We start from the raw sequence: 18,589 nt of genomic DNA, 5'->3' as shown, positions 1-18,589 counted from the left end.
CATGCCCGCCCTGTTTGCGACCGAATTCAAGATGACCCATGACGGACACCCTGCTGTATAACGCGGAGGGCCTGGAACGCCGCCCTCTGAAAGACTTCACCGAAAAGGCGTATCTGGATTATTCCATGTACGTCATCCTCGACCGCGCGCTGCCCTACGTGGGCGACGGACTCAAGCCGGTGCAGCGGCGCATCCTCTACGCCATGTCCGAGCTGGGTCTGTCGGCGACGGCCAAGTTCAAGAAGTCGGCGCGCACCGTCGGCGACGTACTGGGCAAATTCCATCCGCACGGCGATTCGGCCTGTTACGAGGCCATGGTGCTGATGGCCCAGCCCTTCAGCTATCGCTATCCATTGATCGATGGACAGGGCAACTGGGGCTCGCCCGACGATCCCAAGTCGTTCGCCGCCATGCGCTACACCGAGTCGCGCCTGACACCCTATGCCGAGTTGCTGCTCGGCGAGGTCGATCAGGGCACGGTCGACTGGCAGCCCAACTTCGACGGGACGCTGGAGGAGCCGCGGCTGTTGCCCGCGCGTCTGCCGAATCTGTTGCTCAACGGCACCACCGGGATCGCCGTCGGCATGGCGACCGATATCCTGCCGCACAATCTGCGCGAGGTGGCGGCGGCCTGTCAGCATCTGCTCGAACACCCCGACGCGACGGTGGAGGATCTGATCCGGTTTATTCCGGGACCGGATTTTCCGACTACCGGCGAGATCGTCACCCCGCCGGACGAACTCCTGAAGCTCTATCGGACCGGCGGCGGAAGCGTCCGACAGCGCGCCCGCTACGAGATCGAGCGGGGCGAGATCGTCATCACGGCGCTGCCCTATCAGGTCTCGGGCAGCCGGGTCATGGAGCAGATCGCCGCGCAGTTCAACGCCAAGAAACTGCCCATGATCGAGGATTTCCGCGACGAGTCCGATCATGAATTTCCGACCCGCTTCGTCATCGTGCCGCGTTCCAACCGGGTCGATGTCGAACGCCTCATGTTGCATCTGTTCGCGACCACCGATCTGGAGCGCAGCTATCGGGTGAACATGAACGTGATCGGCCTGAACGGCCGCCCGCGGGTCATGAGCCTGCGCGATATCCTGGTCGAATGGCTGACCTACCGCACCGAGACCGTGCGCCGGCGTTTACAGCATCGTCTGGATAAGGTACTGGAACGCCTGCATCTGCTCGACGGTTTGCTGATCGCCTTCCTGAATCTCGACGAGGTGATTCGCCTCGTGCGCGCCGAGGATGAGCCCAAGCCGATCCTGATGGCGCGCTTCGCCCTAACCGAGGCTCAGGCCGACTATGTGCTGAACACCCGGCTGCGTCAGCTCGCGCGTCTGGAAGAGATGAAGATCCGCGCCGAGCAGGCGGAACTGGCCGAGGAACGCGATGGGCTACGGCGGATTCTGGGGAATGAAACGGTGCTGAAACGCCTGATCCGCGACGAGATCGCCGCCGATGCGGAGAAATACGGCGACGCGCGCCGCGCGCCGCTGGTCGCGCGCAACGCGGCGACCGCCATCGACGAGAACGAACTGGCGCCGAGCGAGCCGGTGACCGTCGTTCTGTCCGAGATGGGATGGATCCGCGCGGCCAAGGGACATGAGGTGGACGTGGTGGGACTCAGTTATCGCTCGGGCGACCGCTTTCTCGGTGCCGCCCGGTTGCGCAGCCATCAGACCGTGGTCTTTCTGGATTCGACGGGGCGCGGTTATTCGCTTCCGGCCAACGGTCTGCCCTCGGCGCGCGGACAGGGCGAGCCGCTGACCGGCCGACTCGATCCGCCGCCGGGCGCCCGCTTCGTCGCCGTGCTCGGGGATTCGCCGGAGAGCCGCTATGTGCTCGCCTCGGACGCGGGCTATGGGTTCATCGCCCGGCTGGAGGATCTGTTCGCCAAGCCCAAGGCCGGCAAGGCGATCGTCAGCCTGCCGCCGGGCGCCAAGGTGCTGGTTCCGGTCCCGCTTGGCGACGCCGTCGGCGCGCGGCTGGCGGCGACCACCAGCGCCGGCTATCTGCTGGTGTTTCCGGTCTCCGAACTGCCCGAGATGTCACGCGGCAAGGGCAACAAAATTATCGGGATTCCGGCAGCGAAAGTCGCGGCGCGCGAGGAAGTCATGGTGGCGCTGGCCGTGGTGCCGGCGGGCGGCAGCCTGAAGATCCTGTCCGGCAAGCGCGAGTTCACGCTCAAGCCGGCCGACCTGGAGGTCTATCAGGGTGAACGCGGCCGGCGCGGACGCCTGCTGCCGCGCGGATTTCAGCGGGTGGAAGGGCTGGAGGCGAACTGATTTCCGCCATCCGCCCGTCGAAGCGCAGGCGTTAGGTCATGTGGTTCAGCGCTTCCTCGCCCGGATGCGAGAGCCCGGCGATGCGCCAGGCCTCGCGGCAGGAGCCGAACAGCCGTTGCACCGCGCGACGCTCCATGCCGTGCGCGCGGCAGATTTGCGAGGCGGGTGGCAGCGCGCCATAGGTCAGGCGATGCTCGCGCAGATAGTAGATGATGTTCCAATGCTCGGGACTGAGCGGCCAGACGCCATCAAGTTTGGCGATGAACTTTGCCATGCCCCGATTCCAGAGTTCCGGAGCGACTAAAAATCCGTCTTCATCGAGTGGCAAGGGACGCCCCCCGGCGGGCGTTTGCTGCTGTAGGTCAGACTGAATCATTGTGGCGTTCCCCTAGTCAGTGAATAGATAGCCATTAAATGAATTTATGTCATGATCATTCAAGCTTCTTGACCTATTAATTTAGTCGGAAATGCGGCGGCGTCAACCCCTAAATGGCCGCGTCCGCTCGCCGACCAGGCGAACGGCAACGTGACAGACCTGGTTAGGCATGCGGTTAATGCGACATCCCGGATTGTTTTTATGGTCGAAACAGGCCGCGATGCTCCCGTCCGCCGATTATTCATCTATGATATCCGCCCATTGTTAGGGATAGACGCATCATTCCCACCTTTTTAGGAGGTTAAATGCTGGACGGAGCCCTGCCGACGATCCTGATCGTCGATGACTCGCCCGAAAACCTCACGGTCTTGAGCGAACTCTTGCAACTCGACTATCGGGTACGCGCGGCCACGTCTGGCGAGAAGGCGTTGCGGATCGCCGCCACCGCGCCCTGGCCGGATCTCATCCTGCTGGACGTGATGATGCCGGGCATGGATGGCTACGAGGTTTTCACCCGACTGCGCGCCGATCTCCTGACCCGCGAGATTCCGGTGATCTTCGTCACCGCGATGGACAGCGCCGAGGCCGAACTGCGCGGTCTCGATGTCGGCGCGGTGGACTACATCGCCAAGCCGATCATGCCGTCGATCTTGTTGGCGCGGGTCCGCACCCAGTTGGAACTCAAGCAGGCGCGCGATTGGCTGAAGGATCAGAACGCCTATCTGGAGGCCGAACTCGCGCGACGCATGAGCGAGAATCTGGTCGTGCAGGATGTCAGTATCCATGCGCTGGCGCATCTGGCCGAGATCCGCGACCCGGAGACCGGCAACCATCTGCGGCGCACCCAGGGTTATGTCCGCACGCTAGCCCAGCAATTGCGCAATCATCCCCGCTTCTCCGAGTTCCTCACCGACCGCGTGATCGACCAGTTGGCGAAGTCGGCTCCGCTGCACGACATCGGCAAGGTCGGCATTCCCGACTCCATCCTGCTCAAGCCGGGCAAGCTCACGCCTGAGGAGTGGGAAATCATGAAAACCCACGCCAAGCTGGGCAGCGACGCCATCGAACTGGCCGAACGCGATGCCGACCGGTTGGTCGAATTTCTCGTCCTGGCCAAGGACATCGCCCACTATCATCATGAGAAATGGGACGGCAGCGGTTATCCCGACGGTCTGGCCGGCGACGCCATTCCGATTGCCGCGCGGTTGATGGCACTCGCCGATGTGTTCGACGCGCTGATCTCGCCGCGCGTTTATAAACCGCCCATGGATTTTGGCGACGCCTTCGACATCATCGTCGTCGGGCGTGGCAGCCATTTCGATCCGGATGTGACCGATGCCTTTCTCGCCAGGTTCGAGGAGTTCCGAGAAATCGCCGCTCGTTACGGCGAGGCCGAACTTGATCCGCCGAACTGATGCCGACCTTGCTCGAACCGAGGTCGATTCGACCCGACAGTTCAAGCCGCCCGCGCCCATGGCGACCTTGAGGAGATCGCAGTGAGGCCAGACCCAGAGCGACCCGCCAGCCGCGCCACGTTCTCGACGATCCTGACCGTGGTGCTGGTGTACGCGGTGTTCGCCGGGCTGTGGATCCTGCTGTCCGATAAGGCGATGGCCTGGCTGGTCGTTGTCCCGGCCCAGATCACCCTCGTTAGCACAATCAAGGGTTGGCTGTTCGTCGCCGTCACCTCCCTGCTGCTCTATGGCCTGCTGCGGCGTTTGTTGCAACCGGTCGCGCCAGTCGCGGAGGCGGAGCTTCCGGAGCCGCCGCACCATGCCATGCTGCTGCCGTTCGCCTTGCTGGCGGCGGCCATCGTCATCCTGACGGCGGGTGGCATTGCCATCGATGTCCATCAGCGCAAGGATGGCGAGGCCGCCCGTCTCAAGACGATTGCCGAACTCAAGACACGCCAGATCGCCGATTGGCTCAATGAGCGGTGGGACGACGCCCGTTTCCTGCGCGCCAGCCGGTTCGGAGCCGACTTCGATGCACACTGGCTCGCTGGTGCCGAGCCGGCGGCGGCTGTCGATCTGCGGGCCAATCTCAAGTTGTTCGCGCGCTATAACGGCTTTCAAGGCGTCCTGTTGCTGAATGCCCTGGGCGAACCGCTCTGGAGTTCGGACGGCGCCATGCCGACCCCCGATCCCCAGTTGGTCGCGGCGGTCAGGCAGTCCGTCACCGATCAGACGGTGAGCCAGTTCGGACCCTATCGCGATCATCTCGATCGGATCCACCTGGATTTCCTGGTGCCGCTGCCGGCGCGGGACGGCGCTCCCGGTCCGGTCATCGTCCTGCATTCAGACCTGGCGGCCTATCTGTACCCCATGCTCCAGACCTGGCCAATTCCTACTGCCACTGGCGAGACCCTCTTGTTCCGGCGCGATGGCGACCAGGCGCTGTATCTGAACGAACTGCGGCACCGGGCCGATTCCGCGTTGAAGCTGCGCGTGCCGATCACGTCGGAGCACGTGCTGGCCGTGCAGGCGCTGTGGGATCAGGCCAAACTCGGGGTCTTGCTGGAAGGCGTGGACTATCGCGGTATGCCGGCCATCGGCGTGGTGCTTGCCGTGCCCGGCAGCGACTGGTTTCTGGTCGCCAAGCTCAATCGGTTCGAACTCTATGCCGGGGTGTTGAACAATGCTGTCTGGATCGGTCTGGCGGGCCTGTTGGCCTTGTTCATGACCGCCGCCGGTGCCTTCCTGTTGCGCCAGCGTCAGCAACTGGTCTTCGCCGCCAGCCTGCATCAGTCCCAGACCGATCGGCTGCGCGCATTGAGCCTGCTCGGCGCGATTGCCGACGGTTCCACCGATGCCATCTTCGCGAAGGACAAGGCGGGCCGCTATCTGCTGTTCAACCAGGCCGCCACGCGCATCACCGGGAAATCCGCCGAAGCGGTGCTGGGACGCGATGACGGCCATCTTTTTCCCCCCGATCAGGCGGAGATGATCAGGCTGAACGACCAGCGGGTCATGGCGGGTGACCAGAGCGTGACCTTTCAGGAGCCTCTGATGACCACCCTGGGCGAGCGGCTCTTCCTTGCCATCAAGGGCCCGCTGCACGACGCCCAGTGTCAGGTGATCGGCACGTTCGGGATCTCGCGCGACATTACCGACATCGACCAGGTGTCGCGCGCCCTCGCCGACGAGACCGCGCGGCGTCTGGCGCTGATCGAGAATTCGCGCGATGGCATCCTGGTGTTCGATCAGGATCATCGGGTCGTCGAGACCAACCGGAGTTTTGCGGAGATGGCGGGCTATCCGGCGGAGGAGCTTATCGGGATGCACAGTTGGGATCTCGACGCGGTGCTGTCCGAACAGCAGGTCCGTGAGGGATTCCCCGATTTCAAGACCGCGGGCACACTCTTCGAAACGCGCCACCGGCGCAAGGACGGCTCCGAATACGATGTCGAGGTCAGCGCCAGCGGTGCCACCTGGGGTGGACGGAATCTGGTGCTCTGCATCTGCCGGGACATCGGCGAACGCAAGCGCGCCGAGGCGGAGCTGGACCGTTACAGCCACCATCTGGAGGAACGGGTCGAGGAGCGCACCGGAGAGCTACGCCGTCAGACCCGCTCCCTGCGGGCATTGATCGACAATATCCCGCATCTGATCTGGCTCAAGGATCGCGAAGGGCGCGTACTTGCCGTCAACCGCGCGTTCTCCGAGGCCGTTCACTGGCCGATCGCCGACCTGCTGGGCAAGACCGATTTCGATCTCTGGCCGCGGGAGATGGCCGAGCGCTACCGGGCCGAAGATGACGAGGTGATGGCCTCGCGGCGGCAAAAAACGGTGGAGGGGCCCCTGGCCAGTCAGGCGGAAACCATCTTCGAAACCTTCAAGGCGCCCATCCTCGACACGGATGGCAGCGTTTTGGGTACGGTGGGATTCTCCCGCGATATCAGCGCCCAACGAGAGATAGAACGGATCAGTGAGGCAGCGCGGCAGGCGGCCGAGGCCGCCAATCGGGCCAAGAGCGCTTTCCTCGCCAATATGAGCCACGAGATCCGCACGCCCATGAACGCCATCGTCGGTCTCACCTATCTGCTGCAACGCAGTGGTGTGACGCCCGAGCAGGCCGTGCGTCTGAACAAGATCGAGTCGGCTGCCCATCATCTCCTGTCCATCCTCAACGACATTCTCGACCTGTCCAAGATCGAGGCGGGCCGCCTTGAACTGGAGCAGACCGATTTTCCCTTGATGGGCATCCTTGACCATGCATGTTCGCTGATCGCCGACCAGGCCCAATCCAAGGGGCTGACGATCGAGGTGGATGCAGGCGATGTCCCGCCCTGGCTGCACGGCGATCCCACCCGGCTGCGTCAGACGTTGTTCAATTTTGTCGGCAACGCGGTCAAATTCACCGAGCGCGGGACCATCACCCTGCGCGCTCGCCTGCTGGATGAATCCGACGACCGGCTGCTGGTCCGCTTCGAGGTGATCGACACTGGCATCGGCATTGCGCCGGACGAGCTGCCGCGTCTGTTCGTACCCTTCGGTCAGGCCGATGCCTCGACCACGCGCAAGCATGGCGGCACCGGTCTGGGGCTCGCCATCACGCTGCGGCTGGCGCAACTCATGGGTGGCGATGCCGGCGTCGAAAGTACGCCGGGGCAGGGCAGCACCTTCTGGTTTACTGCCCGACTCGGCCGCGGTCGCGGCATCGCGCCGACACCATGCGCAATACTGTCGACCAATACCGAGTCCGCGTTACGCCGCCGCGCGGCGGGCGCGCGCGTTCTGCTGGTGGAAGACAATGTCATCAATCGCGAGGTGGCGATGGAATTGCTGCATGCGGTGGCCCTGGCGGTGGAGACGGCTGCAAACGGTCGGGAGGCGGTCGCCATGGTCGCCGCGAACGCCTATGACCTGGTGCTGATGGATGTGCAGATGCCTGAAATGGATGGTCTGGAGGCGACGCGCACGATCCGCGCCCAGGCAGGGCATGAGGCGGTCCCGATTCTGGCCATGACCGCCAACGCCTTCGCGGAGGATCGGCAGGCGTGTCTGGACGCCGGGATGAATGACTTCGTGCCCAAGCCCGTGGAACCGGACGTGCTCTACCGCGCCTTGCTGCAATGGCTGCCGGGAAGCGACGCGCGCGACAGCGACGGCCCGCGAGCCGTCTCGCGCGAAGGCGTCGCCTGGAAACCCTGGCTGGCCGGGGTTCCCGGGCTCGACAGTCTGCGCGGACTCGCGGCGGTACGGGGACAGCGCACGATCTATCTGCGTCTGCTGCGGTTGTTCGCACAGTCGCATGGCGAGGATCCGGCGGCGCTGCGCGCCTGTCTGACGGCGGGCGACGAACTGGGGGCGGTACGGGTCGCCCACGGTCTGAAAGGGGCCGCCGCGACCCTGGGCGCCGATCGTCTGGCGAGCTGCGCGGGGCGCCTGGAAGTCTCGCTTGGGCGTCGTTCCGCGGCGGAGGTCATCGCCTCCGCGACCGAGGAACTCCAGCGGGAACTTGACCGCCTGGTCGCCGCTATCCTGGCGCTGCCGGAGGAGGACGAATGGAGCCGTCCCGAAACGCCTGTTCAGGGGGCCCTGCTGGATCGGGTCATCAGCGAACTGGATGCCTTGCTGACGGAGGACAATGTGCAGTCCGTCCAGTTCGCAAGCGACTCGGCCGCCTTGCTGCGCGCGGCATTGGGCGAGACATTCGACGATCTTGAGCGTGAGATTCAGCGCTTCAACTTCGACGCGGCACTGGAGATTCTGAGAGCCGCGCGCATGCTGTAGGGGCGAATTCATTCGCCCCTACATCCTACATCCCGGTATCCGCGCACTCGACGCGGCGAATGAATTCGCCCCTACATCCGGGCATCGGCGTAACCGACGCGGCGAATAAATTCGCCCCTACAGGACTGCATCCTGCTCAAGGGATGGAGATGCCCTTGAAATCACCTAAAGCCGTATCCGATGATGCTCCAGCGGATAGCCACGCTCGCGATACGCGCGGAAACGCTCGCGTCCGGTGGCGCGGGCGTGGGGGTCATGGTCGATCAGCTCGCACACGCGCTCGAAACGGTCCACGAAGCCGGGAATCTCGAAGGAGAGGTTGAGCAAAACCTGGCACTCGGTTTCCGGCTTTCCAGCGTCGCCAATGAAGACGGGCGTGAGTTCGGGATCGGTCTGACCCACCAGTCCATGAGGCAGAAAGCTGTCCTGGCGAAAGGTCCAGAGCAGGCGGTCCAGATGGCGCGCCTGCTCCGGATCCGGACAGTGAATGAGGACGCGCAGGTCCTTGGCGCGAATCCGCTCGACGAGCCGGCAGGTCAGGAGAAAGCGGTCGCCGCGACTCTCGGGTTCCAGGCTGTAGAAGTCGATTCGGGTCATCCCGGGCGGCGTCCTCCGTCCGTCTCTTTTAATTGATTCATGGGGTTAAACCACAATGACTGAAAGTGTCGACAATTTAGTGTTGGAGCATCTGCGGGCATTACGCTCGGATGTACAGACACTGCGGACCGAGATGCACTCGGAGTTTAAAGACGTCAAGTATCGTCTCAGTTCACTTGAGCTGGCGATGTCTGGCGTAAAACGCGATCAGGCTGAATCGCTGGGGGACTATGCCCGCCAGCAAATTAGCATCGATAACCTCGTTGAGCGCATTCAGCGCATCGAGCAGCGCTTGGAGTTGAGCGAGTGCGTTGATCATTGTTCCGTCGACCCATGGGCCGGCCCGTGCGGCGGAATCCGCAACCGTGAGGCTACAGGGTCTGCTTGGAGGACCTACTGCGAGGCCGTCGTCCGCAGTCATGGACCGCTCAGAACCCTTCCGTCGAGGTGAAGAGTCCCACCCGCAGATCCTTGGCGGTGTAGATGGTTCGCCCGTCGACCTGCACCACCCCGTCGCCGATGCCGAGCACCAGCTTGCGGGTGATGACCCGTTTCATGTCGATGTGGTAGGTGACCTTGCTCGCGGCGGGTAACACTTGGCCGGTGAATTTGACCTCGCCCACGCCCAGCGCCCGACCATGGCCGGGATTGCCGACCCAGCCCAGATAGAAGCCGACCAGTTGCCACAGGGCGTCGAGTCCGAGACAGCCGGGCATGACCGGATCGCCCGGAAAATGGCATTCGAAGAACCAGAGTTCCGGTGTGATGTCCAGTTCGGCGAGAATCTCGCCCTTGCTATTGGCTCCGCCGAAATTCGCGATGCGGACGATCCGGTCCATCATTAGCATGTTCGGCACCGGCAACTGGGCGTTGCCCGGCCCAAACAGCTCGCCCCGGCCGCAGGCCAGGAGTTCATCGCGAGTAAAAGTGGCTTCTTTGGTCATGTGGTTCCGTTGTTTACGGTTGCTGTTTTTAGGCGATTTCCGGAAATGTTCATGCCAGAGATCGCGCGTGAAAATGGACAGGATTAACAGGATGTCTCAAGATGAGCAGGATTTCATAACAATTTGTTTTCATTATTTTTAATCCTGAAAAATTCTGTTAATCCTGTCCCTTTCCTGACGAAACGCGCCGCCGCCCGAGCCGCGAGGGGTGGGGGCGATGTTTCCCGGAAATCGCCTTATTTCAGGAAATCGCTAAGCGGTCGCGGACGAATGCGACGATCTCCGCGAGCGGGACCAATTGCATCTCCGCGTCGGTGCGTCCCTTATACTCGACCTGTCCGTCGTCGAGCCCCTTGTCGCCGACCACGATGCGATGCGGGATACCGATCAGTTCCATGTCCGCGAACATGAAGCCGGGGCGGGCGTCGCGGTCGTCGAGCAGCACCTCGATCCCGGCGGCTTGGAGGTCGGCGTAGAGTTGGTCGGTGGCCTCGCGGACGCGGTAGGATTTGCCGAGTTTCATCGGCAGCAGCGCGACCTCGAAGGGGGCGATCGGCGCGGGCCAGCGGATGCCGCGATCGTCGTGATGCTGCTCGATGGCGGCGGCCACGACGCGCGAGACGCCGATGCCGTAGCAGCCCATGGTGAGCGTGGTCGCGCGCCCGTCCTCGCCCAGCACGGTCGCCTTCATCGCCTCGCTGTATTTGCGTCCGAGCTGGAAGATATGCCCCACCTCGATGCCGCGCGCGATGGTGAGCGTCCCCTGTCCGTCCGGGCTGGGATCGCCTTCGACGACGTTGCGCAGGTCGGCAACCTCGGGCAGCGGCAGGTCGCGGCCCCAGTTGAGCCCGAACCAGTGTTTGCCGTCCTGGTTGGCGCCGGCGCTGAAGTCGGCGGTGACCGCGACGGTGCGATCGATGAGGCAGGGGATAGGCAGATCCTTCGGGCCGAGCGAGCCGGGACCGGCGCCAATGGCCACGCGAATCTCGGCCTCGGTGGCCATGCGTAGCGGCGCGGCGACCTGCGGCAGTTTTTCCGCCTTGATGGCGTTGAGTTCGTGATCGCCGCGCACCAGCAGGGCGATCAGATCGGCGTCGATGGCGTCCGAGGCGGCAACCACCAGCGTTTTGACCGTGCGCTCGATCGGCTGACCGAACCCTTCGACCAAATCGGCGATAGTGCGCGCGTTGGGCGTGTCGACCAGACGCGCGTCCTCGGCGGGCGGCGGCAGCGCGGCGGCGAGCGCCACGGCCTCGGCCATCTCGACGTTGGCGGCATAGTCGCTGCCGGTGGAGAAGGCGATGGCGTCCTCGCCGGAGGTCGCGAGCACATGGAACTCGTGCGAGGCGTTGCCGCCGATGCTGCCGGTGTCCGCTTGCACCGGCCGGAAGTCGAGCCCGCAGCGGGTGAAGATACGGCAATAGGTCGCGTGCATCTGACGATAGGTCTCGGCCAGCGAGGCTTCGTCGAGATGGAAGGAATAGGCGTCCTTCATGAGGAATTCGCGCGCGCGCATCACGCCGAAGCGCGGGCGGATCTCGTCGCGGAACTTGGTCTGGATCTGATAAAAGTTGATCGGGAGCTGTTTGTAGCTCTTGAGTTCGTTACGGGCCAGATCGGTGATGATCTCCTCGTGGGTGGGGCCGAAACAGAACTCGCGCCGATGGCGGTCATGAAAGCGCAGCAGTTCGGGACCATATTTCTCCCAACGGCCGGATTCCTGCCAGAGTTCGGCGGGTTGCACGGCCGGCATCGAAACCTCTAGCGCCCCCGCGCGGTCCATCTCTTCACGGACGATCCGCTCGACCTTGCGCAGCACGCGCAGGCCCAGCGGCAGCCAGGTATAGAGACCGGCGGCGAGTTTGCGAATCAGGCCCGCGCGCAGCATCAGCCGATGGCTGGCGATCTCGGCGTCGGCGGGGATTTCCTTGATGGTCTGCAGGGGGAACTGTGAGGTGCGCATGGGGACCGTCATTGCAAGGGAAAGCGGGCGAGTTTAGGGTTCAATGAACTTGGAAACAACTCTTCAGATGCCAGACCTGTTCCCGCCGAAGTCTGGAATAGTCTGCGGGATGGGATGCAATTTTCGAATACTCTTGTTGTAATAGATATGTCTTCCCTAACCGCGGGAGCCCGCGATGTTGCTGAAACCAAGCTGGATTCATCTGGACACAAACCGACAACAGCGAAAGACATCGTTGCAGACCGGTTATAGGGTAATGGCGATATGAAGCAGCCCCAGAACGAGGTACTCAGGCTTGATCGTCGCACCCAGGCGCGGATTCAGGTCAACATTCCAATTCAGGTGACTTTTCCTGGGATGGTCGACCCGGTCACCGCGATCAATCTGGATATTTCCTGGGGCGGGGTGCTCTTCTCCATTGACCATGCGCTTCCCGAGCAGACGAGTTCGCTGCGGATCGTCCTGCCTTGGAAACAGGGCGAACGGATTACGGCCGATGCCCATCTGATCCGCGCGAAAGCGCTGCAGGACGGAACCCATCTGATTGCCGCGCGGTTTTTCAGTCTGACTCCGCGCAGTCATTCGCGGCTCGAACACTTGCTGAAAATGCTGCAAGGAGGAAGGTCGACGGAACAAAGCGGTCGATCCGGCGATCTCGTCAGGGAACTGGAGGTGACCGCCAATGATGACGAAGACCTGCGTTACATGCTGGCGCAGATTGCGACGGGGCGTCACGTCGTGACCGTCTTCGAGGCCTATGACATCGATCAGAGCATCAAACTGTCGATCGCGGGAACCACTGGAGCGCCAGGGATTCGGCTGCGAGCCCGCGTGGTCGACGCGCGGAAATCTCAGCCGACGGGTTTCGACTGGACCGATCTTTATACTCTCACGCTGGAGTTCGAACACCCGAAGAAGTCGATCAAGGCCTTCGTCGATCTCTTTCTGAGCCATTTGCCAGACGTGCGCGAAGCGGGGCATCCGCATCTCTCCGAGGTGCCCGACTGGATCCGCGCCACTCCATTGGCCAGGGTCTCAAGCGCCGAGAGGGCGCGGCGGTCGGGCAAAAGCGGCCTGCCCTGCGTACTGGAGACGGATTTTCCGGAGGCGCTGAATCGACTGACGGTCGGCTGGGGAGATGTCGAAGCTTTCGAAGCGCTCTTCCGCGACCTGGTGCTGGGCGATCAGGGGCAACCCGATGGATGGCCGGAGGATGCCTGGGAAGAACTGGAGCTCCTGCAGAACGTGCATGACATTTCTTACGGATTGTCCGCCGCCAGAAGAAGTATGCTCAAGGTTGGCAGGAGGGTTTAACGATCCGGCCTGCCGCCCTTCGCCCGAACGAACGATGATCGGCAGGGTCGCGGTTCGGCCGGTTTGCCTGGCTTGACCGCCGGTAACGATCGCTGTAACTTCGATCCTTTTTCAACGTTTTCATTATTCCTCGTTCAACCGGGGAACCATGGCTGGTTGACGCCTCCCGACGATCGCGGATTCGCCGCGATAGGAGGCGTGACGCGGGCGCCGCTTCTTCGCGGGCATCCGCCGACGGGCCATGCGTCCCCCGGTTGCGCGGGCTGATCGGAGGTCGCTTAAAGTGGCACTGACTGGAGCGGAACCGAACAGGGCGGGCGCGGCTGAGGCCGATGCCGGGGCTGGCAGGCAACTGAGCGGAGCCGAAATCGTCGTTCAGGCGCTGCTCGACGAGGGCGTCGAACTGGTCTTCGGGTATCCCGGCGGCTCGGTCCTGCATATCTACGACGCCCTGTTTAAACAGGACACGGTCAGGCACATCCTGGTCCGTCACGAGCAGGGTGCGTCCCACGCGGCGGACGGCTATGCGCGCGCGACCGGCAAGTGCGGCGTCTGTCTCGTCACCTCGGGGCCGGGCGCGACCAATGCCGTCACCGGCATCGCCACCGCCTACATGGACTCCATCCCCATGGTGGTGCTGACCGGGCAGGTGCCGACGCCGGTGATCGGCAGCGACGCCTTCCAGGAGGTCGATACCGTCGGCATCACCCGGCCCTGCGTGAAGCACAACTTTCTGGTCAAGGATGTGCGCGATCTGGCCCTGACCATTCGCAAGGCGTTTCATATCGCGACCACGGGCCGACCTGGTCCGGTGGTGGTGGATATCCCCAAGGACGTGACGGATCCCAACATCAAGATCCCCTACCACTACCCGCGCGAGATCCGGATGCGTTCCTACAATCCGGTCGAGAAGGGGCATCCGGGGCAGATCAAAAAGGCCGTGGATCTCATGCTCCAGGCAACGCGCCCGGTGTTCTACACCGGCGGCGGCGTGGTGCTCGGCGAAGGTTCGGCCCAACTCACCGAGTTGGTGCGCGCCACCGGCTTTCCGATCACCAGCACCCTCATGGGGCTCGGGGCTTTTCCCACGACCGATGGCCAGTTCATCGGCATGCTCGGGATGCACGGCACCTACGAGGCCAACATGGCGATGCACGAGACCGACGTGCTGATCGCCATCGGCGCCCGCTTCGATGATCGGGTGACCGGCAAGATCGAACATTTCTGTCCGCATGCCAAGATCATCCACGTCGATGTCGATCCCTCCTCGATCTCGAAAAACGTTCGGGTGGACGTGCCCATCGTCGGTCAGGTGGCGGGCGTGCTGACCGAGATGCTGCGGCTCTACCAGGCGCAAAAACCCCAGCCGGATCCCGCGCCGATCGCCGACTGGTGGGCCAAGATCGCCGACTGGCGCCGTCTGGACTGTCTCCAGTACGACCGGACCAGTGCCGCCATCAAGCCGCAGTTCGCCATCGAGACACTCTACAAAGTCACCGATGGCGAACTCTATCTGACCTCCGACGTCGGCCAGCATCAGATGTTCGCGGCGCAGTTGTATCCCTTCGACAAGCCGCGGCGCTGGATCAACTCCGGCGGTCTCGGCACCATGGGCTTCGGGCTGCCGGCGGCGATGGGCGTGCAACTGGCGTTTCCCGAGGCCCAGGTCGCCTGCGTCTCTGGCGAGGCCAGTATCCTCATGTGTATCCAGGAGATGGCGACCTGCAAGCAGTATTCGCTGCCGATCAAGGTGGTGCTGCTCAACAACGGCTACATGGGCATGGTGCGCCAGTGGCAGGAGTTGTTCTACGAAAGCCGGTACTCGCATTCCTATGTGGACGCGCTGCCGGACTTCGTGAAGCTTGCCGAGAGTTTCGGCCATGTCGGAATGCGGGTCGAGCGTCCCGCCGATCTGGAAGACGCCATGCGCGAGGCGTTCGCGATGAAGGATCGCTTCGTGTTCCTGGATGTCGTGGTCGATCCGACCGAGAACGTCTATCCCATGATCGCGGCGGGGAAGGGGCATCACGAGATGCACCTGTCGCCCAGCCTGACCGACCGCGAACTGGCCTAAACCGCGTCCAACAGGATTTTGCGTGGCTGGTGTTTTGGTTTGGCCACGCATGAATCCAATGCGCGTCATCGCTGACGCGGTTTAAGGATTGAATTTTAAATGATTTAAACCGCGTCGACGCCGACGGTCACCGGTTCATGCAAACCTGGCCGACCGCTCAACACGACGCATATCCGGATGGACGCGGTTTAATACGACACGAGATTTTCACCATGAGACACATCATCGCCGTGTTGCTGGAGAACGAGGCCGGAGCGCTATCGCGCGTCGCGGGTCTGTTCTCGGCCCGTGGCTATAACATCGAATCCCTGACCGTCGCCCCCACCGACGACCCGACCCTCTCGCGCATGACGCTGGTCACCACCGGCAGCGAGGAGATCGTCGAGCAGATCAAGAAGCAGTTGAACAAGCTGATCGACACCGTGAAGCTGCTGGATCTTTCCGACGGACCGCACATCGAGCGCGAGATGATGATGGTCAAGGTGCGCGCCGAGCGCCCGGATCGCGAGGAACTTAAGCGTCTCACCGAGATTTTCCGCGCCAAGATCATCGACGTGACCGAGACCAGCTATGTCGTCGAACTCACCGGTGCCTCCAAAAAGCTCGACGCCTTCATCGACGCCATCCCCGAGGGACTGCTGATCGAAGTCGTCCGCTCCGGTCCCACTGGCATCACGCGCGGCGAAAAGGGGCTGACGCTGTCGTAATGGGTCGCGCGTGACCCATCGGAGACACGGCAACGATGACCGCCACCGCTTACGACGACGACATCATTGCCTGGGCCGACGAGCAGGCGCGGCTCCTGCGCGCGGGGCGGTTCGCGCAACTGGACATCGCGCACATTGCCGAGGAAATCGAGGACGTGGGGGAAAGCGAACGCCGCGAACTTGGCCGCCGCATGGCGCTCTTGCTGACCCACTTGCTGAAATGGCGGCATCAGCCAGCGCGCCAGGGCAACAGTTGGCGCCGCACGCTTAAGGAGCAGCGCAACGCCATCGCGCTGTGCATCAGGAACACCCCCAGCCTGAAGGTCAGTCTCGAAGATGCCGACTGGTGGGCGGGCGTCTGGTCGGATGCCGTCGCCAAGGCATCCGAAGAGACGGGTTTGGACGATTTCCCGGAATCCTGTCCGTGGCGCGTCGACGCGATTCTTGATCCGGACTGGTTTCCTCCCGCGCTTGCTGGATCCGAACGCAGGTCCGTTGGCGGATGAACCATCTGATTTTCACGAGTCGAGTAGGCAGGAGTGAAGGGGAGTGGATCCCATCATTAGCGGCGTCCGCTGGGGTTCGTTCCTCACCCCAGCCTACCGGTCTTAGTACAGCGAACGTGGAATCTGTCTAGCACCATAATTACGGATTCTGTCTAATTCACTGTTAAGTTCTTGAAAATAAAGAAAAATATCTGATCTTGGCAGGCGAAATCGCCGACAAAAAAGAGGGATGAAAAAATCCAAAATCCATGCTATTCAGAGAAGCAAAAACGATTCTGCATAACACAAGTTAATGACAGAAATCGTTTTTGCTTCTCTGAACGGAAAGGATTTTTTCATTCTCCCCCTTTTGATTTTAGCGTCGGCGGCTTGCCAAGCATGGCCGCGTTTCTTCTGATGCACGAACTTAACAATGCGCTAAAGCAGAAATCGCCCTCGCTCTCGCTCGGTCGATTCTGCTTAGCTTTATTCGCTAAATTCACGAAACGTGATAGACCTGAAGTGATCATCAGGCCAGATTGCGGCGCATAAGAAAAGGAAGCTGAAAAAATTCAAAATCTGTATTTCCCCAGCTACCCTCGGGGCGCCGCACGTTCTATGACGCCATTGGCTTCGCCTGAAAGGGTCCGAATCTAGCAAGTCGCTAAAGCAGAATCGTTAGGCAGCACGCAAGATCGGCTTCGACAACTGTTATATTATTAAGGTTCGTGATTATGTCCAAGAAAATCGAAATTATTTTGAAACATTCACTCCTTAAGGATGACAAAATGAATCTTGAACTCTTTCGTAACGACCTCTCTAGTATGGTAGATGATTTAAAGTCATCTCTGATTAATGATGAGGAAGATTATATTTTTTCGTTAGCTTGTGATGGAGTAAGTGCTGCAATGGTATTAATTGATAAATATGGGGAGATATATATTAATGAGGACGCCCGCGCTAAATTGAAATCCCTTTGGCTTATAAATTACAGTAAAAATTTGAGTATATTTATTCCAAAATTTGCTCGTGAATTGCATAGAAATGTGATGCCGATACTTGGATTTAATGTGGTTGATCGTTTTGATGCATAGTTAACTAAATGGATTCGGTTCGAATTATTTTTATGCGTGTAAATAACTCAATCGCCTAACAAGCGGTTAAAGAGCGGACCCCGCGGACGCGACGGAGCTTATTCTGCAATGCCGTACCAGCGGAGATTGTGCCGATTGAAGGATAAGCTGTCGAACATTCAGTTCAACCTGACTTATTTGCCTGTCACGGTTCTTGCTTACGCAACAACCGCGCCAGCCAAAACGCAGCCAGCGTAGGATGGGTAGAGTGACCGCGGCACGACGTTGATGATTAAGTACGGAAGCCTGCCGGTCACGAAACCCATCGAACCACTGAACTGGAAGGCAGACTTGAATGCTCCCGGTATCCCCGGAGCGTTTTATGTGGTGCAAACATGATGCTTCGGCGCGTGTGACTACGCTGGCTAAGACAAAACATCAGGCTGTTTATGGAATTTGAATGGGACAATCAAAAAGCCCAGAAAAATGAAGCGAAGCATGATATTTCGTTTGCTGAAGCGATTACAGTATTTCAAGATTTTCTATCGATGACTTATCCTGATATCGATCATTCTGATAGCGAGGATCGTTATCTGATAATCGGTGAAACAACATCTGCTAAAGTATTGGTTGTTTCTCACGTTTTTCGTGAAGATACAATTCGGATCATTAGCGCAAGAAAAGCGACGATAAAAGAGCACGCTTTCTATGAACAGCAATCAAGCCACTAACGAAGTCGATGACATGCGTGAAGAGTATGATTTCGCGAATATGAAAGGATGCGTTCGAGGAAAGTACGCCAAAGAATTTTCTGGCAATGTTACCACCGTATTACTCGATTCGGATGTCGCGAAAATCTTTCCGGATTCTGCATCGGTCAATGAAGCGCTACGCACCCTGGCTCGGGTTTTGTCCCGCTAAGCGAGGTAGAGGTAGGATGGGTAGAGTGACCGTGGCCTCAGTACAGTACAAAACTAATCAAGCGCCACCATTAGGGCCAGGCGCGCCTCACGTCACACGCCACCGAGAAGGG

15 protein-coding genes are annotated in these 18,589 nt (G+C 61.0%); 10 read left to right on the top strand and 5 right to left on the bottom strand.

The features are described from left to right. The first annotated feature begins 38 nt into the window (after positions 1 to 38). Positions 39 to 2,288 (top strand): DNA topoisomerase IV subunit A, encoded by a 2,250-nt coding sequence (parC, locus tag QZY07_RS04005; protein ID WP_295399960.1) that lies wholly within the window; start codon positions 39 to 41, stop codon positions 2,286 to 2,288. Positions 2,289 to 2,319: 31 nt separating this feature from the next. Here parC and QZY07_RS04000 read toward each other — a convergent pair whose 3' ends face one another. Next, positions 2,320 to 2,664 carry a TusE/DsrC/DsvC family sulfur relay protein gene (locus QZY07_RS04000; protein ID WP_295399959.1) on the bottom strand — a complete coding sequence of 115 codons (345 nt, stop codon included), beginning with the start codon at positions 2,662 to 2,664 and terminating at the stop codon, positions 2,320 to 2,322. Between the two features lie 305 nt (positions 2,665 to 2,969). Here QZY07_RS04000 and QZY07_RS03995 point away from each other — a divergent pair, with 305 nt between their 5' ends. Beyond that, positions 2,970 to 4,079, top strand: a complete 1,110-nt coding sequence (locus QZY07_RS03995; protein WP_295399957.1) for a two-component system response regulator — start codon at positions 2,970 to 2,972, stop codon at positions 4,077 to 4,079. An 81-nt stretch (positions 4,080 to 4,160) separates the two neighbouring features. Beyond that, on the top strand, positions 4,161 to 8,399 hold the full coding sequence (locus QZY07_RS03990; RefSeq protein WP_295399955.1) for a PAS domain-containing protein: 4,239 nt from the start codon (positions 4,161 to 4,163) through the stop codon (positions 8,397 to 8,399). A 165-nt stretch (positions 8,400 to 8,564) separates the two neighbouring features. Here the strand turns inward: QZY07_RS03990 and QZY07_RS03985 are convergent, their stop codons facing one another. The 4 genes from QZY07_RS03985 to QZY07_RS03970 form a co-directional block, all read right to left on the bottom strand. Continuing rightward, the gene (locus QZY07_RS03985; RefSeq protein ID WP_295399953.1) at positions 8,565 to 8,996 is read right to left on the bottom strand and encodes a DNA polymerase III subunit chi; all 432 of its coding nucleotides are present in this window, start codon (positions 8,994 to 8,996) and stop codon (positions 8,565 to 8,567) included. Positions 8,997 to 9,168: 172 nt separating this feature from the next. Beyond that, entirely contained in the window at positions 9,169 to 9,315 is a 147-nt protein-coding gene (locus tag QZY07_RS03980; RefSeq protein ID WP_295399952.1) for a hypothetical protein, read from the bottom strand. A gap of 109 nt (positions 9,316 to 9,424) precedes the next feature. Further along, positions 9,425 to 9,940 (bottom strand): 3-hydroxyacyl-[acyl-carrier-protein] dehydratase FabA, encoded by a 516-nt coding sequence (gene fabA / locus QZY07_RS03975; RefSeq protein ID WP_295399950.1) that lies wholly within the window; start codon positions 9,938 to 9,940, stop codon positions 9,425 to 9,427. A 241-nt stretch (positions 9,941 to 10,181) separates the two neighbouring features. Further along, on the bottom strand, positions 10,182 to 11,903 hold the full coding sequence (locus tag QZY07_RS03970) for a proline--tRNA ligase (RefSeq protein ID WP_295399948.1): 1,722 nt from the start codon (positions 11,901 to 11,903) through the stop codon (positions 10,182 to 10,184). A gap of 264 nt (positions 11,904 to 12,167) precedes the next feature. On the opposite strand from QZY07_RS03970, the gene QZY07_RS03965 reads away from it, so the two are divergent. The 7 genes from QZY07_RS03965 to QZY07_RS03935 all read left to right on the top strand — a co-directional run bounded on the left by QZY07_RS03965 (position 12,168) and on the right by QZY07_RS03935 (position 18,477). Beyond that, positions 12,168 to 13,217, top strand: a complete 1,050-nt coding sequence (locus tag QZY07_RS03965) for a PilZ domain-containing protein (RefSeq protein WP_295399947.1) — start codon at positions 12,168 to 12,170, stop codon at positions 13,215 to 13,217. Positions 13,218 to 13,569: 352 nt separating this feature from the next. Continuing rightward, positions 13,570 to 15,291 (top strand): acetolactate synthase 3 large subunit, encoded by a 1,722-nt coding sequence (locus QZY07_RS03960; protein WP_295400060.1) that lies wholly within the window; start codon positions 13,570 to 13,572, stop codon positions 15,289 to 15,291. A 212-nt stretch (positions 15,292 to 15,503) separates the two neighbouring features. Next, complete coding sequence (gene ilvN / locus QZY07_RS03955; RefSeq protein ID WP_014777520.1) at positions 15,504 to 15,998, top strand: acetolactate synthase small subunit; 495 nt, start codon at positions 15,504 to 15,506, stop codon at positions 15,996 to 15,998. A gap of 35 nt (positions 15,999 to 16,033) precedes the next feature. Further along, positions 16,034 to 16,504: a DUF29 domain-containing protein gene (locus tag QZY07_RS03950; RefSeq protein ID WP_295399945.1), complete on the top strand. Its 471-nt coding sequence runs from the start codon at positions 16,034 to 16,036 to the stop codon at positions 16,502 to 16,504. Positions 16,505 to 17,271: 767 nt separating this feature from the next. Continuing rightward, the gene (locus QZY07_RS03945; protein ID WP_295399944.1) at positions 17,272 to 17,577 is read left to right on the top strand and encodes a hypothetical protein; all 306 of its coding nucleotides are present in this window, start codon (positions 17,272 to 17,274) and stop codon (positions 17,575 to 17,577) included. Between the two features lie 428 nt (positions 17,578 to 18,005). Next, positions 18,006 to 18,287, top strand: coding sequence for a BrnT family toxin (locus tag QZY07_RS03940; RefSeq protein WP_295399942.1), 282 nt, complete (start codon positions 18,006 to 18,008; stop codon positions 18,285 to 18,287). Continuing rightward, a complete protein-coding gene (locus tag QZY07_RS03935; RefSeq protein ID WP_295399940.1) occupies positions 18,265 to 18,477 on the top strand; it encodes a hypothetical protein in 213 nt (70 codons plus the stop codon). The genes QZY07_RS03940 and QZY07_RS03935 overlap by 23 nt, the downstream gene beginning before the upstream one ends. The last annotated feature ends 112 nt before the right edge of the window (positions 18,478 to 18,589 follow it).

It is taken from the genome of uncultured Thiocystis sp., from assembly GCF_903866365.1.
GTDB lineage: Bacteria > Pseudomonadota > Gammaproteobacteria > Chromatiales > Chromatiaceae > Chromatium.
This window is presented reverse-complemented; position numbering and strand designations above follow the sequence as displayed.

What these genes read in the sequence shown, in the direction of transcription:
- ilvN (WP_014777520.1), top strand. Translation starts at nt 15,504, where the DNA reads ATGAGACACATCATCGCCGTGTTGCTGGAGAACGAGGCCGGAGCGCTA.
- QZY07_RS03985 (WP_295399953.1), bottom strand. Translation starts at nt 8,996, where the DNA reads ATGACCCGAATCGACTTCTACAGCCTGGAACCCGAGAGTCGCGGCGAC.
- QZY07_RS04000 (WP_295399959.1), bottom strand. Translation starts at nt 2,664, where the DNA reads ATGATTCAGTCTGACCTACAGCAGCAAACGCCCGCCGGGGGGCGTCCC.
- QZY07_RS03945 (WP_295399944.1), top strand. Translation starts at nt 17,272, where the DNA reads ATGAATCTTGAACTCTTTCGTAACGACCTCTCTAGTATGGTAGATGAT.
- QZY07_RS03940 (WP_295399942.1), top strand. Translation starts at nt 18,006, where the DNA reads ATGGAATTTGAATGGGACAATCAAAAAGCCCAGAAAAATGAAGCGAAG.
- QZY07_RS03935 (WP_295399940.1), top strand. Translation starts at nt 18,265, where the DNA reads ATGAACAGCAATCAAGCCACTAACGAAGTCGATGACATGCGTGAAGAG.
- fabA (WP_295399950.1), bottom strand. Translation starts at nt 9,940, where the DNA reads ATGACCAAAGAAGCCACTTTTACTCGCGATGAACTCCTGGCCTGCGGC.
- QZY07_RS03970 (WP_295399948.1), bottom strand. Translation starts at nt 11,903, where the DNA reads ATGCGCACCTCACAGTTCCCCCTGCAGACCATCAAGGAAATCCCCGCC.
- QZY07_RS03965 (WP_295399947.1), top strand. Translation starts at nt 12,168, where the DNA reads ATGAAGCAGCCCCAGAACGAGGTACTCAGGCTTGATCGTCGCACCCAG.
- QZY07_RS03950 (WP_295399945.1), top strand. Translation starts at nt 16,034, where the DNA reads ATGACCGCCACCGCTTACGACGACGACATCATTGCCTGGGCCGACGAG.
- QZY07_RS03980 (WP_295399952.1), bottom strand. Translation starts at nt 9,315, where the DNA reads ATGATCAACGCACTCGCTCAACTCCAAGCGCTGCTCGATGCGCTGAAT.
- QZY07_RS03995 (WP_295399957.1), top strand. Translation starts at nt 2,970, where the DNA reads ATGCTGGACGGAGCCCTGCCGACGATCCTGATCGTCGATGACTCGCCC.
- parC (WP_295399960.1), top strand. Translation starts at nt 39, where the DNA reads ATGACGGACACCCTGCTGTATAACGCGGAGGGCCTGGAACGCCGCCCT.